This window comes from Delftia sp. RIT313, from assembly GCF_000632165.1.
Classification (GTDB): domain Bacteria; phylum Pseudomonadota; class Gammaproteobacteria; order Burkholderiales; family Burkholderiaceae_C; genus Comamonas; species Comamonas acidovorans.
The window spans coordinates 25,601-39,098 of the sequence record NZ_JFYT01000013.1 but is presented as its reverse complement, the minus strand read 5'-3'; the positions used below and the strand labels follow the sequence as shown (position 1 = coordinate 39,098).

The 13,498-nt window shown below is 67.8% G+C and carries 15 protein-coding genes; 10 read left to right on the top strand and 5 right to left on the bottom strand.

Annotated elements, in window-relative coordinates:
- The first annotated feature begins 39 nt into the window (after nt 1-39).
- The 3 genes from BW39_RS02940 (at nt 40) to BW39_RS02930 (ending at nt 3,872) form a co-directional block, all read left to right on the top strand.
- A complete protein-coding gene (locus BW39_RS02940) occupies nt 40-1,779 on the top strand; it encodes an ABC transporter permease (RefSeq protein ID WP_012206599.1) in 1,740 nt (579 codons plus the stop codon).
- A 6-nt stretch (nt 1,780-1,785) separates the two neighbouring features.
- Entirely contained in the window at nt 1,786-2,877 is a 1,092-nt protein-coding gene (locus BW39_RS02935; protein ID WP_012206598.1) for an ABC transporter ATP-binding protein, read from the top strand.
- An 83-nt stretch (nt 2,878-2,960) separates the two neighbouring features.
- The gene (locus BW39_RS02930) at nt 2,961-3,872 is read left to right on the top strand and encodes a LysR family transcriptional regulator (RefSeq protein WP_043819656.1); all 912 of its coding nucleotides are present in this window, start codon (nt 2,961-2,963) and stop codon (nt 3,870-3,872) included.
- Here the strand turns inward: BW39_RS02930 and BW39_RS02925 are convergent.
- Complete coding sequence (locus BW39_RS02925; RefSeq protein ID WP_043819654.1) at nt 3,845-4,492, bottom strand: TetR/AcrR family transcriptional regulator; 648 nt, start codon at nt 4,490-4,492, stop codon at nt 3,845-3,847. The two genes, BW39_RS02930 and BW39_RS02925, sit on opposite strands and share 28 nt — an antisense overlap.
- Nucleotides 4,493-4,812: 320 nt before the next feature.
- On the opposite strand from BW39_RS02925, the gene BW39_RS02920 reads away from it, so the two are divergent.
- From BW39_RS02920 to BW39_RS02910, 3 genes are all read left to right on the top strand, one after another.
- Nucleotides 4,813-6,237 carry an amino acid permease gene (locus BW39_RS02920; protein WP_043819652.1) on the top strand — a complete coding sequence of 475 codons (1,425 nt, stop codon included), beginning with the start codon at nt 4,813-4,815 and terminating at the stop codon, nt 6,235-6,237.
- A 21-nt stretch (nt 6,238-6,258) separates the two neighbouring features.
- Entirely contained in the window at nt 6,259-7,353 is a 1,095-nt protein-coding gene (gene hppD / locus BW39_RS02915) for a 4-hydroxyphenylpyruvate dioxygenase (RefSeq protein WP_013801567.1), read from the top strand.
- Nucleotides 7,354-7,457: 104 nt separating this feature from the next.
- Complete coding sequence (locus BW39_RS02910) at nt 7,458-8,519, top strand: aldo/keto reductase (RefSeq protein ID WP_043819649.1); 1,062 nt, start codon at nt 7,458-7,460, stop codon at nt 8,517-8,519.
- Nucleotides 8,520-8,556: 37 nt separating this feature from the next.
- Here the strand turns inward: BW39_RS02910 and BW39_RS02905 are convergent, their stop codons facing one another.
- Genes BW39_RS02905 through BW39_RS02895 form a run of 4 tightly spaced genes read right to left on the bottom strand, consistent with a single transcriptional unit; the run spans nt 8,557 to nt 10,099 of the window.
- Complete coding sequence (locus BW39_RS02905; protein WP_043819647.1) at nt 8,557-9,180, bottom strand: hypothetical protein; 624 nt, start codon at nt 9,178-9,180, stop codon at nt 8,557-8,559.
- A complete protein-coding gene (locus tag BW39_RS02900) occupies nt 9,177-9,392 on the bottom strand; it encodes a helix-turn-helix domain-containing protein (RefSeq protein WP_013801570.1) in 216 nt (71 codons plus the stop codon). Before BW39_RS02900 ends, BW39_RS02905 begins: the two co-directional genes overlap by 4 nt.
- A gap of 3 nt (nt 9,393-9,395) precedes the next feature.
- Nucleotides 9,396-9,554 carry a hypothetical protein gene (locus tag BW39_RS31615; protein ID WP_016449238.1) on the bottom strand — a complete coding sequence of 53 codons (159 nt, stop codon included), beginning with the start codon at nt 9,552-9,554 and terminating at the stop codon, nt 9,396-9,398.
- Nucleotides 9,551-10,099, bottom strand: a complete 549-nt coding sequence (locus tag BW39_RS02895; protein WP_043819645.1) for a DUF2975 domain-containing protein — start codon at nt 10,097-10,099, stop codon at nt 9,551-9,553. Before BW39_RS02895 ends, BW39_RS31615 begins: the two co-directional genes overlap by 4 nt.
- A gap of 57 nt (nt 10,100-10,156) precedes the next feature.
- Here BW39_RS02895 and ybaK point away from each other — a divergent pair, with 57 nt between their 5' ends.
- The 4 genes from ybaK (at nt 10,157) to BW39_RS02875 (ending at nt 13,368) form a co-directional block, all read left to right on the top strand.
- Nucleotides 10,157-10,651, top strand: coding sequence for a Cys-tRNA(Pro) deacylase (gene ybaK / locus BW39_RS02890; protein WP_012206589.1), 495 nt, complete (start codon nt 10,157-10,159; stop codon nt 10,649-10,651).
- A gap of 168 nt (nt 10,652-10,819) precedes the next feature.
- Nucleotides 10,820-11,500 carry a glycerol-3-phosphate 1-O-acyltransferase PlsY gene (gene plsY, locus BW39_RS02885; protein ID WP_013801572.1) on the top strand — a complete coding sequence of 227 codons (681 nt, stop codon included), beginning with the start codon at nt 10,820-10,822 and terminating at the stop codon, nt 11,498-11,500.
- A 98-nt stretch (nt 11,501-11,598) separates the two neighbouring features.
- Nucleotides 11,599-13,131 carry a DUF4178 domain-containing protein gene (locus tag BW39_RS02880; RefSeq protein ID WP_043819642.1) on the top strand — a complete coding sequence of 511 codons (1,533 nt, stop codon included), beginning with the start codon at nt 11,599-11,601 and terminating at the stop codon, nt 13,129-13,131.
- Nucleotides 13,132-13,149: 18 nt separating this feature from the next.
- Entirely contained in the window at nt 13,150-13,368 is a 219-nt protein-coding gene (locus BW39_RS02875) for a DUF350 domain-containing protein (RefSeq protein ID WP_013801574.1), read from the top strand.
- Nucleotides 13,369-13,498 lie beyond the last annotated feature (130 nt).

Below are 13,498 nucleotides of genomic sequence, written 5' to 3'. Positions count from 1 at the left end.
CACTCCCCTTGACAGTCTCTTTCGCTGCGGAGCATTCGCATGAGCATCGATTCCATGGCGGCGCCCGGCGCCGCCCCCCTTGCTGCGCGCGCGCGGCGCATTCCGTCGGGCTGGGGGCCGTGGCTGGCCTTCGCGCTGATCCTGGCCTTTTTGCTGGCCTTTCTCATCGTGCCCGTGGGCATGGTGGTCTACACCGCCTTCGTCAATGAAGGCGGCGGGCTCACGCTCGGGCACTTCGGCAATTTCTTCGGCCAGACCGTCTTCCGCGAGTCGTTCTTCAACAGCCTGGGCGTGTCCCTGGCCAGCGTGTTCTTCGCCAGCCTGATCGCCGTGCCGCTGGCCTACCTGACGGTGCGCTTCGAGTTCCGGGGCGCGCTGCTGATACAGACGCTGGGCGTGCTGCCGCTGATCATGCCGCCCTTCGTGGGGGCGGTGGCGCTGCAGCTGATCTTCGGGCGCAGCGGCTCGGTCAACCTGCTGCTGGACGACTGGTTCGGCTTCACCGTGCCCATCATGGAGGGGCTGACGGGCGTGATCTTCGTGGAGAGCATCCACTACTTCCCGTTCATCTTGCTCAACCTCGTGGCGGCCATGCGCAATATCGACGGGGCCATGGAGGAGTCGGCGCTGAACCTGGGCTCGCGCGGTTTCCGGCTGTTTCGGCGCGTGATCTTTCCGCTGGCCATGCCCGGCTACCTGGCGGGCGCGGCCCTGGTGTTCGTCAAGGTGTTCGACGACCTGGGCACGCCGCTGGTGATGGGCGTGACCAATATGCTGGCGCCCCAGGCCTATCTGCGCATCACCTCGGTGGGGCTCGATGATCCGCTGGGCTATGTGATCAGCGTGATCATGATCGCGTTCTCCATCGTCGCCCTGTGGCTGGCTGCGCGGGTGATGAAGGGCAAGGACTACGCCACGCTGCAAAAGGGCGGCAGCGCGCTGCAAAAGCGCCGGCTGTCGGCCTGGGAGGCGCTGCTGGCCTATGGCTGGATCGCCCTGGTGCTGCTGGTGGTGCTGGCGCCGCACATCGGCATTTTGCTGATGTCGTTCTCCAAGGTCTGGAGCTTCTCGGTGCTGCCCGACAGCTACACGCTGGAGCACTACGCCACGGTGTTCACCGACTCGGGCTACATGATCGGCAACACGCTGCTGTACTGCCTGATGGCGGCGGGCATCGACGTGGTGATCGGCACCGCCATCGCCTACCTGATCCTGCGCACGCGGCTGCCTGCCCGGCAGTGGCTGGACTACCTGGCCTCGGTGGCGCTGGCGATTCCGGGGCTGGTGCTGGCCATCGGCTACCTGCGGCTGTTCAAGGGCGTGAACCTGCCCTTCACCGATACGCCCATCGTCACGACCTGGGTGCTGATCATGCTGGCCTATGCGGTGCGGCGGCTGCCGTATGCGCTGCGCTCGTGCATGGCGGCGCTGCAGCAGGTGCACATCTCGCTGGAGGAGGCCGCGCAAAGCCTGGGCGCGGGCCGCACCAGCGTGATACGGCGCGTGATGGTGCCGCTGATGGCCGGCGGCATCCTGGCCGGCTTCGTCACCAGCTTCATCACGGCGGCGGTGGAGCTGTCGGCCACCATCATGCTGGCCTCGGCCCAGAGCCAGGCGCCCATGAGCTACGGCATCTACCTGTACATGCAAAGCATCTCGGGGCGCGGACCCGGTGCGGCATTGGGCGTGCTGGCCGTGGTCGTGGTCGGCCTGGGCACGTATTTCTCGCACCGCTTCGTGGAGCGCTCGCGCGCCACCGTGCAATCGACTTCGGAGTGAAACGCCATGCACCTGGACCCTGTCTCCCTCGAATGCAGGCACATCAGCCTGAGCTATGGCAGCAACGAAGTGCTGCGCGACGTCAACCTCAAGATCGAGCCCGGCGAGTTCTTCGCGCTGCTGGGGCCTTCGGGCTCGGGCAAGTCCACGCTGCTGCGGCTGATTGCCGGTTTCAACCGGCACCAGCGCGGCGAGCTGCTGGTGGGCGGGCAGGACATCACGGGCGTGCCGCCGCATGCGCGCAACATCGGCATGGTGTTCCAGAACTATGCGCTGTGGCCTCACATGACGGTGTACGACAACGTGGCCTTCGGCCTGGTCGAGCGCCGCGAAAGCCGCGACACCATCCGCCGCAAGGTGGGCGAAGTGCTGGAGCTGGTGGGCCTGTCGCAGTACGCGCAGCGCCGCCCGGGCCAGCTGTCGGGCGGGCAGCAGCAGCGCGTGGCGCTGGCGCGCACCGTGGTGATCGCGCCCAAGCTGCTGCTGCTGGACGAGCCGCTGTCCAACCTCGACAAGCAGCTGCGCGTGCAGATGCGCGAGGAACTGCGCAGCCTGCAGCGCAAGCTGGGCCTGACCACCATCTTCGTCACCCACGACCAGGAGGAGGCCATGACCACGGCCGACCGCATGGCCGTGCTCGACAAGGGCGTGCTGCAGCAGGTGGGCTCGGCGGCGGGGCTGTACGACTATCCGGCCAACCGCTTCGTGGCGGGCTTTGTCGGCACGGCCAATGTGCTGGAGGGCGAGGTGCTGCCGACGATAGGCGAGTCGCTGGTCTTCAAGGTGCCGGGCCTGGGCACGCTGACCCTGCCGCGCCCGGCCCAGCCGCCCGTGCCGGGGCGCGCGGCGCTGGCCTTCCGGCCGCACCAGGTGCAGATTGCGGTGCGCGACGATGCGGGCGATGCCTCGCGCGTCTGGGTGGAAGGGCAGATCGAGAGCGCCGAATTCCTGGGCGAGTTCTCGCGCTACCGCGTGCGCGTGGGCGAGGTGGCCGTGGTCGCCGACCAGGCGCATTACGCAGGCATTGCCATGTTCCCCATGGGCATGCCGGTGCGCCTGGGCATCGAGCCCACGCAGCTGCGCTACCTCGATGAGTGAACGATGAGACGGCTAGGGATGTTCCCTGAAACCCGGGCCTGCCCGGGCCGCAGGCCCTGGCGCCTGCGCTAGGCTGGCCGCCCATGGAGATGTATCAGCTGCGCGCCTACGTCACGGCGGCCACGCTGGGCAGCGTCACGCGCACGGCCGAGGCCCTGCACCTGACCCAGCCCGCCATCACGGCCCAGATCAAGGCGCTGGAGGAGGAGCTGGGCGTGGCGCTGTTCGACCGGCGCCCGGGCCGCATCAGCCTCACGCGGGCCGGCGAGGCCCTGATGGAGCCCGCCCGGCAGGTGCTGGATGCGGCAGGACGCCTGCAGGGCCAGGCCCGCGAGCTGCAGGGCGAGATCACCGGCCAGCTGCTGCTGGGCACGGTGGCCGACCCCGAGGCGCTGCGCCTGGGCTCACTGCTGCACGGCCTGGTGGAGGCGCTGCCGCTGCTGGATATCAAGACACGCCAGGGCTGGGCGGAGGAGTTGCGCGCGCAGGTCGCGGCCGGCGGCCTGCAGGGCGCGTTCTACATCGGCGCCCACATGCCGCGCGACCTGGGCGCGCTGGTGCTGCAGACACTGCACTACCGCGTGGCGGCGCCGCCCGCGCTGCGCGAACGCGTCCTGCAATCGGGCTGGAAGGACCTGGCGCAACTGCCCTGGATCGGTGCGCCCGCGCAGCACCATGAGCAGGCCCTGCTGCTGGCGCTGTTCGCCCGCCAGGGGCTTAGCCCCAATCAGATCGTGGAAAGCGATGCCGCCGCCGCGCCCGAGAGCCTGGTGCGCGCCGGCCTGGGCCTGGCGCTGCTGCGCGAGGACCGCGCCCTGGCCGCGGCCGAGCATGGCTGCGTGGCCATCTGGCCGCATGCGCGCGTGTCGGCGCAGCTGGGCTTCATCCACCCGCGCGAGGCCGAGCACGACCCGGCCCTGGTGGCCACGCTGTCGCAGCTGCGCAGGGTCTGGGGACTGACCGAGGTTCAGGCGGCGGCGCCGCCGCCGGTCTGAGGGGTGCCTGCCTGGACGATGGCCTCGACCAGCGCATCGAGACTGCCCTGGCGTTCCTGCTCGCCCACCTCGAACAGCTCCAGCACGCCGGTGCCGCGCAGGATGGCGAAGGCCATGGCCGCAAAGCCCTGGGGGCGGGGATGGTGGGCCGCGATCTCGGGGAAGACGTCCAGGAAGCGGGTGTAGAACACGCTGTCCACATGTACGCGGCGCGCGTCCACGCGGTCGAACAGCGAGGGGGAGGCCTTGCAGCCGAAGAACATGCTCCAGGCCGCCTGGTAGTTGGCCGCGCCGAAGATGTTGTCCCAGGCCAGGGTGACGAAGGTCTGTGCGCGCTCGCGCAGGGGCAGGGCCTTGTCGGGCCAGACCGTGCCCTGGTCGCTCAGCGGCTCCATGACCTCGATGACCAGCCGCTCCATCAGCGCATCGCGGCTCTCGAAGTGGTGCTGCAGCGCGCCCAGCGACACATCGGCGCCGCGCGCGATGGCCTGCAGCGTGGCGCTCTTGAAGCCGCCCTCGCGCAGCAGCGCCAGGGCGGAGTCGATGATCTTGCGTTGCGTTGTCTCCACACGCTCGGTCTGCGGCGTGCGTGCGCGCCGCTGCGTGGCGGACGTCGTCATGTTCTGGGCTCCAGAGGGCAAAAAAATAATAGTAGATTGTTTTTGTTTGTTGCGGGCGTTCAACCGTTGCCGCAGTGCGGCATGGCGGGCGGCAATGTGTCGATCGCCTTCGCTACTCCTTCTTTTTGGGCTTGTCCATAGGGATAAATTACAAGAAATAATAATTTATTGTTTTTTATAGTTGATACCCATCAACAAGGGGCGCACAAGGCCCCGCATTCCAACAGGCACCCCACGAGGAGACATTGCCGTGAAGACCACCGAAGTGTTCCAACCCCTGCGCCGCCGCGCGCCTTGCTGAGAGCCGGAGCACCCCCTTGATGCACAGTTCTTCTTCGCAGGGCCATCTGGAGCGCAGGCTCAAGAACCGCCATATCCAGCTCATCGCGCTGGGCGGCACCATCGGCACGGGCCTGTTCCTGGGCTCGGCCGGCATCATCGAGCTGGCCGGCCCGTCCGTGCTGCTCGGCTACGCCATTGGCGGGCTGATCATCTTTTTCATCATGCGTTTCCTGGGCGAGATGCTGGTCGAGGAGCCCAACGCGGGCTCGTTCAGCTATTTCGCCAACCGCTATCTGGGCCGCTTCGCGGGCTTTCTGGCGGGCTGGAACTGTGTGGCGCTGTATGTGCTCGTGGGCATGCTGGAGCTGACGGCCGCAGGCAAGTTCATACAGTTCTGGTGGCCCGGCATACCCACCTGGGTGACGGCGGCGGTGTTCTTCGTGCTGATCAACGGCGTGAACTTCATCAACGTCAAGGCCTATGGCGAGTTCGAGTTCTGGTTCGCGCTGATCAAGATCGCGGCCGTGCTGGCCATGATCGCTGCGGGCGTGTATCTGCTGGCCAATGCCGACCGGCCCGAGCAGACCGTGCGCAACCTGTGGACGCACGGCGGCTTCTTCTCCAACGGCTTCTCAGGCCTTGTGATGGCCTTCGCCTTCATCATGTTCGCCTTCGGCGGCGTGGAGATGCTGGGCTTCGCGGCGGCCGAGACCGACCAGCCGCGCACCGTCATCCCCAAGGCCGTGAACCAGCTCATCTACCGCGTGCTGGTGTTCTACATCGGCTCCATGGCCGTGCTGATGTCGCTGATGCCCTGGACCGATCTGCTGGGCCAGCTCAAGGCCGGCGGCGACACCTACAGCAGCAGCCCCTTCGTGCTGGTGTTCTCGGGCCTGGGCGAAAACACGGCCGCCCACCTGCTGAACTTCGTGATCCTCACGGCCACGCTGTCGGTCTACAACAGCATGGTCTACAGCAACAGCCGCCTGCTGTACGGCATGGCCAGCGAAGGCAATGCGCCGCGCTCGCTGATGCAGGTCAACCGCCGCGGCGTGCCGGTGCGGGCCATCGTCTATCCGGCCATCTTCACGGCGCTGGCCATCGTGCTGAACTATGTGGCGCCGGCCGGCGTGCTGGAGTTGCTGATGTCGCTGATCGTGGCAGCCCTGGTGATCACCTGGACCATCATCATCGTGGCGCACTGGCGCTTTCGCCGGGCGCATGTGGCGCGCAAGACCGTGCTGGGCTTTCCCGCACCGGCCGCGCCGCTGACCAACGCCATCTGCCTGGCCGCCATGGCCCTGGTGGTGGGCGTAATGCTGCTGACACCGTCGGTGCGGTCCTCCGCGCTGGCCATTCCGATCTGGGTCCTGGTGGTCTACGGGGCCTATCGCCTCGTGTTCCGCCAACGTCCCACGCCTGTGCTGGAATCCGTACTGGAACCCGCGCACATCCCCCGTTGAAACCTTCAAGGAGAACCAACCATGGCAGACCTGTTCGACAACCCGATGGGCCTGATGGGCTTCGAATTCGTGGAATTCGCGTCGCCCGCGCCCGGCGTGCTGGAGCCGCTGTTCGAGAAGCTGGGCTTCACCCTGGTGGCCAAGCACCGTTCCAAGAACGTGCTGCTGTACCGCCAGGGAGGCATCAACTTCATCATCAACAATGAGCCGGGGCAGGCCGCCTATTTCGCGGCCGAGCACGGCGCCTCGGCCTGCGGCCTGGCCTTCCGCGTCAAGGACGCGCACCAGGCCTACAAGCGCGCGCTGGAACTGGGCGCCCAGCCGGTGGAGATCCCCACGGGTCCCATGGAGCTGCGCCTGCCGGCCATCAAGGGCATCGGCGGCGCGCCGCTGTACCTGATCGACCGTTTCGACGAAGGCAAGTCCATCTACGACATCGACTTCGAGTTCCTGCCCGGCGTGGACCGCAACCCCAAGGGCCACGGCTTCCACGTGGTGGACCACCTGACGCACAACGTCTACCGCGGCCGCATGACCTACTGGGCGGACTTCTACAGCAAGCTGTTCAATTTCCGCGAGATCCGCTACTTCGACATCTCGGGCGAGTACACCGGCCTGGCCTCCAAGGCCATGACGGCGCCCGACGGCCTGATCCGCATTCCGCTGAACGAGGAATCGCGCCAGGGCGGCGGCCAGATCGAGGAGTTCCTCATGCAGTTCAACGGCGAGGGCATCCAGCACATCGCCCTGCTGACGGACAACCTGCTGGACTCCATCGACCAGCTGCAGATGGCCGGCATTCCGCTGCTGACCGCGCCCAACGACATCTACTACCAGAACCTGGAAGGCCGCCTGCCCGGCCACGGCCAGCCCGTGGGCGAGCTGCAGGCGCGCGGCATCCTGCTGGACGGCACGACCGAGGGCGGCCAGCCGCGCCTGCTGCTGCAGATCTTCTCCCAGCCCATGCTGGGCCCCGTGTTCTTCGAGTTCATCGAGCGCAAGGGCAACTACCGCGAAGGCTTCGGCGAAGGCAATTTCAAGGCCCTGTTCGAGTCCATGGAGCGCGACCAGATCAACCGCGGCGTGCTGCAGACCGAGGCACCGCAGGGCGCTTGATCCCAACGGACGCAACGCGCCCGCCCGGCCCTGGCCGGGTGGGCGCGCTGTCGTCAGGGTAAACACGGGCGGCCCTACACTCGGTGCCCATGAATTCCCCCTCGATGCAACCGGTGGCGCTCGGTCAAAGCGCATTGCAAGTCAGCCCCATCTGCCTGGGCACCATGACGTTCGGCGAGCAGGTCGGCGAGGCCGAGGCCTTCGCCATCATGGACCGCGCGCTGGAACGCGGCGTGGACTTCTTCGACACGGCCGAGATGTATGCCGTGCCCGCACGCGCCGAAACCTGCGGCGCCACCGAAACCATCATCGGCCGCTGGTTCGCCCAGCGCCCCGGCGCGCGCGCCAAGGTCGTGCTGGCCACCAAGGTGGCTGGTCCTTCGCGGGGCATGCCCTGGGTGCGCGAGGGCAAGGGCATGACGGCGGCCGACATCGCCGCCTCCTGCGAAGGCAGCCTGCGCCGCCTGGGCACGGACGTGATCGACCTCTACCAGATCCACTGGCCCGAGCGCAATGTGCCGGCCTTCGGCCAGCTGTACTACGACCCGTCCAAGGAAGGCTCGCAGACCGGCATCCACGAGCAGCTCGAGGCGCTGGGCCGCCTGGTCCGGGAAGGCAAGGTGCGCCACATCGGCCTGTCCAATGAAACGCCCTGGGGCGTGCACGAATTCGTGCGCCTGGCCGAGCAGCACGGCCTGCCGCGCGTGGCCTCGGTGCAAAACGCCTACTGCCTGCTGAACCGCAGCTGGGAAAACGGCATGGACGAAAGCTGCCACCGCCTGGGCGTGTCACTGCTGGCCTATTCGCCGCTGGCCTTCGGCCTGCTCACGGGCAAGTTCGACGTGCATGCACCCACCGATCCCGCAGCGCCGCAGGCCGCACGCATTGCGCGCTACGAGTCCGTGCGCAAGCAGCGCTGGGGCCGGCCCGAAGCCCTGGCCGCCGCGCGCCGCTACAACGCGCTGGCGCGCGAGCATGGCATGACGCCCACGCAGCTGGCGCTGGCGTTTTGCTACACCAAGTGGCAGGTGGCCAGCACCATCATCGGCGTGACCTCGGTGGCCCAGCTCGATGAGGACCTGAACGCCTGGGGCACGCAACTGTCGCCCGAACTGCTGTCGGCCATCGACGCCATCCGCTGGGAAGTGCGCGACCCTGCGCAATAGGCCTAGGCCCTGCGCAATAGGCCTCGGCCCCGCGCCTTCAGCGGCTGCACTCGCCTTTGAGCGCAGCGGCCGCCAGCATGGGCAGGCTCAGCAGGCCCATGCCGCCGCCCTTGAACTCGCCCTTCATGCAGTCGCCCTGGGCGGCCTCGCGCATGCCGCTGGCCAGCGGGTCCTCGCGCTGCGCAGGGATCTGGGGCCTGACCAGGCCTTGCCGGGCCGCCGACTGCACGGCCTCGCGGCCTGCGGCCGAGTCCAGCAGGCGGCCCATGGCCCTGGCGCTGCGCGCGGTGTCCGGGACGGCCTCGGTGTCGGCGGGGACAGGCGCTTGCGGCGCGGCGGCTGTCGCGGCCTGCTCCGTGGCCTTTGCAGCCCCTGCGCCTTGCCTTGAAGGCGGTGCGACGGCGGCGGTGTCCGGCCGTCGCGTAGGCGGGGACGCGGGCGCGGGCGCCGGTCCGGGCCGGGCAGCCGCTGGAGCAGGAGAGGGGGCCGGCGTCGGCGTCGAAGTCGGCGTCTCGACCCAGACCACCTGAAGGCGGTGCGCCTCGGCCTGCCCGGTGCCGGGCCGCGCAATGTCCGGGGCCAGACCCTGCCACAGCAGCGCCCCGTGCAGCAGCAGCGACAGCAGCAGGCCCGCGATCAGCCGCAGCCGTCCGCTGCTCAAGCCTCGGGCCCTGCCACCCATTCCAGCAGGTCGCCGGGCTGGCACTGCAGTGCCTCGCAGATGCGCTCCAGCGTGTCGAAGCGCACGCCGCGCACCTTGCCGCTCTTGAGCAGGGAAATATTCTGTTCGGTGATGCCGACCATCTCGGCCAGTTCGCGCGAGCGCATCTTGCGGCGCGCCAGCATCACATCGAGGTGGACGATGATGGGCATGGTTCAGTCGCCATCCCGGAATCGGTTGGCGTCGCGAAGGAAGATCACCAGGGTCAGCAGGAATAGGCCCAGCAGCACCAATGCGGCCTCGTACAGGTGCAGCGAGAGCGGGCGCTGGCCGGGGAGCACCATGAGGTGGATCGTGATGGGAACGCCGCTCATACGAATCCCGCGTTCTCGTCGGCGATGCGCCGCGCCTGCAGCATCACATGGGCGATGGAGACCAGCACCACGCCGAGCAGGACCAGCAGGCCATCGTGCCAGTACAGGCCCAGCGTGACGAAGCGCTGCCCTGGCGGATTGCCCATGCTGGCCGCCACCGACATCAGCGCGCGCGTGAAGGGCAGGGCCAGCGCGCCCGCCAGCACCGTCCAGGCAAAGCGCATCAGGGCGTGCTGCGCCTGCTGGCCGAAGACACGGCCCTGCAGGTACTCGCCGAACAGTGTCCACAACTGGCGCAGCGCATACAGGCCGCAGCCCACGGGCAGCAGGCTGACCAGTGCGGTGCGCCAGCGCGCAGCCATGTCCAGCGGCTGGTCGGGCGGCATGCCCAGCAGGCCTTCCGCCTGGCCCGAAAGATCTTGCGGCGACAGCAGGGCGGCTGCCGGCAGGGCCAGCAGCGCGACGGCACCGAGCGCAATCAGGATGCGCGCCGCCTGGGAGTGGCGCCTCAGGGCGTTGCCCGCGGCGTGGGGCGTATAGTTCATGGCACAGCCTTGTATTGATGAATCGATAAAAAATTATTGTAAAACGATAAAAAATTCATGTCCAAGAAAAACTCTCATGTCAGCGAGACACCGGCCACGCAGCTGCTGCGCGCCCACAAGGTGGAGTTCACCGAGCATCCCTATGAGTACCTGGAACACGGCGGCACCGAGCACAGCGCGGCCAGCCTGGGCCTGGACGAGCACATGGTGGTCAAGACCCTGGTGATGCAGGACCAGGACGCCAGGCCGCTGATCGTGCTCATGCACGGCGACTGCAAGGTCTCCACCAAGAACCTGGCACGGCAGATCGGCGCCAAGAGCGTGGAGCCCTGCAAGCCCGAAGTCGCCAACCGCCACAGCGGCTACCTGGTCGGCGGCACCTCGCCCTTCGGCACGCGCCGGGACATGCCGGTCTATATCGAAGAGAGCATCCTGGCGCTGCCGCGCATCGCCATCAACGGCGGGCGCCGGGGCTTTCTGGTGCAGCTGGACCCGCAGGTCTGCGTGCAGCTGCTGGATGCACGGCCCGTGCACTGCGCGCTGGCAGAATAGATGCCCTGAAGAAATGAACATGACTTGCGCACACGGGAAGGCGGCCACCGCCTCCCACGGGTTCGCGCAGGTCCTGATGAAAAACATGTGTCGGCGATCAGGGAGGGCGGGCCATCATGGCCGGCCGGATCGCGCGCCGGCGCTCCACAGACCGGCCAAGGACTTCAATTGAACGCGCTCTACCCCCTTCTCGCCACCGTGGCGGCCTACCTGATCGGCTCGCTGTCGTTCGCCGTCATCGTCAGCCGGGCCATGGGCCTGAATGATCCGCGCACCTATGGCAGCGGCAACCCCGGCGCCACCAATGTGCTGCGCTCCGGCAGCAAGGCGGCCGCAGCCGTGACCCTGCTGCTGGACGCCGCCAAGGGCTGGCTGCCCGTGGCCCTGGTGCAATGGTTCGGCAGCCGCTTCGGCCTGGGCGACGGCACGGTGGCCATGGTGGCGCTGGCCGCCTTCCTGGGCCACCTGTACCCGGTGTTCTTCCGCTTCAAGGGCGGCAAGGGCGTGGCCACGGCCCTGGGCGTGCTGCTGGGCATCAGCGTCTGGCTGGGCCTGGCGGTGGCGCTGACCTGGCTGATCATTGCCGTGTTCTTCCGCTATTCCTCGCTGGCGGCCCTGGTGGCCTCCGTGTTCGCCCCCGTCTACTACCTGCTGTGCAGTGGCGTGGTCTGGTATGCCGAGACGCCGATTGCCGCCGCCATCGTCGCCATGGCGGCCCTGCTGATCTGGCGCCACCGCGAGAACATCCAGCGCCTGATGGCCGGCAAGGAATCCAGGCTGGGCAGCAAGAAGGCCGACCCGGCAGCCGCCGCTGCCAAGCCCGGCACGGCCAAAGGCAAGCCGCATTGACCGCCGCCGCCGCGCTGCGCTCCACGGGCGCAGCTTGCGCGAATGGCGTGGCCGGCCAGCCGCGCTCCAGGCCCTCTCACCACTGACGACCTTCCCACATGGCATCGAGTCCATCGCAGCGCGTCTACCGCGCACCTTGCCCCGGCTGCGGCGCGCCCGTGGAATTTTCCAGCGCCCAGGCCAGCTACGCCGTCTGCGAGTTCTGCCGCAGCACCGTGGTGCGCCAGGGCGATGTGCTGCAGCGCCGCGGCTCCATGGCCGAGGTCTTCGAGGACTACAGCCCCCTGCGCATCGGCGCCACTGGCCAGATGCTGCGCAACGGCAAGCCCGAGCACTTCACCCTGGTCGGGCGGCTGCAGCTCAAGAGCGAGGCGGGCGCCTGGAGCGAATGGGTGGCCGCGTTCAGCGATGGTGCGCTGGGCTTTCTGAGCGAGGACAACGGCCAGTTCGTCTGGTCCTGGCCCTGGGAGGCCGAGGCCCTGCGCAACGGGCCGTTCAAGGCCTCCGACTGGCTGCTGGGCTCGCAGCGCGTGCTGGGCGGCAAGAGCTTCACGGTCAGCAGCGTGCAGAACGCGCGGCTGGTATCGGCCCAGGGCGAACTGGCGCAGCTGCCCGAGCCCGGCACGCCGTACCGGCTGGTGGAGCTGCGCAGCGAGCAGGGCCAGGTCCTGTCCGTGGACTTCTCGGCCCAGCCGCCTGCGCTGAGCCTGGGCGAACGCGTGGTGCTGGACGACCTCAGGCTGCAGGGCCTGCGCGACGGCGCCTCGCTCAAGGGCGAGCAGGGCAGGCACTTCAACTGCCCCAAGTGCGGCGCCGTGGTGCCTGTGCGCTTTTCCACCACCAAGAGCCTGAGCTGCCCCAGTTGCGGATCGCTGGTGGACCTGAGCCAGGGCATTGGCAAGGAACTGTCCTATGCCGAACAGAACGAGCCCGTGCGCCCCGCCATCCCCCTGGGCAGCAAGGGCGCATTGGAAGGCCTGCAGTGGCAGGTGGTGGGCTTTCAGCACCGCATGGGCGAGGAGCCTGGCGACGACGAGAGCTTTGGCTGGGAGGAATACCTGCTGTTCAGCCAGAAGGCCGGCTTCGCCTTCCTGGTCGATTCCTCCGATGGCTGGAGCATGGCCCGCGTGACCACGGGCGTGCCCAAGCTCTCCAAGAACCGCAGCACGGCCAAGTACATGGGCCGGCAATATCAGCTTGAATCGCGCTACACGGCCGAGACCACCTATGCGCTGGGCGAGTTCTACTGGCCCGTGCAGCGCGGCCAGACCACGCGCAATGTGGACTATGTGAGCGCAGGCGCGCAGAACAAGGCCTTTCTGGCCAGCGAGACCGAGAACGGCGAGACCACCTGGTCGCATGGCAGCGCCGTCTCGGCCACCACGCTGGCCACGGCCTTCGGCCTCAAGCAGCTGCGGGACCGCTCGCAGGTCGGCGTGATGTCGGGCAGCCGCTTCGGCCTGTGGACCATCGTCATCGGCCTGGTCATCCTGTGGCTGGTGTTCGTCATGCTGCGCGGCTGCATGTCGCGCCCGAACTGCAACCCGAACACCGATCCCAACTGCAACAGCTACACCCGCAGCAGCGGCGGCTCCTGGGGTGGCTACACCTCGGGCGGCAGCCACAAGTAAACAACGGAGAAACTGATCATGAACTTCGACTGGTTCAACCCCGCCGCCTTCTTCGGCTCGATCCTCTATGCGCTGGTGGGCGTGGTGGTGTTCTGGCTGTGCTTCATCATCATCGACAAGATCACGCCCGTGGACATGTGGGCCGAGATCGTCGAGAAGCACAACAAGGCGCTGGCCATGGTGGTGGCCGCCATGTGCCTGGGCATCAGCATCATCGTCGCTGCCGCCATCCACTGAACGGGGCCGCCTGGCCCCCCTGCACTCCCCATCTCCCGCCGACACGCAGTCCGCCTGAAAAGGTGCGGCTGCGCTGCGCATGGCGGCGTTGCTGCGTGGCAACAAATTCCTTGTTGATAGTGAGTTTGCA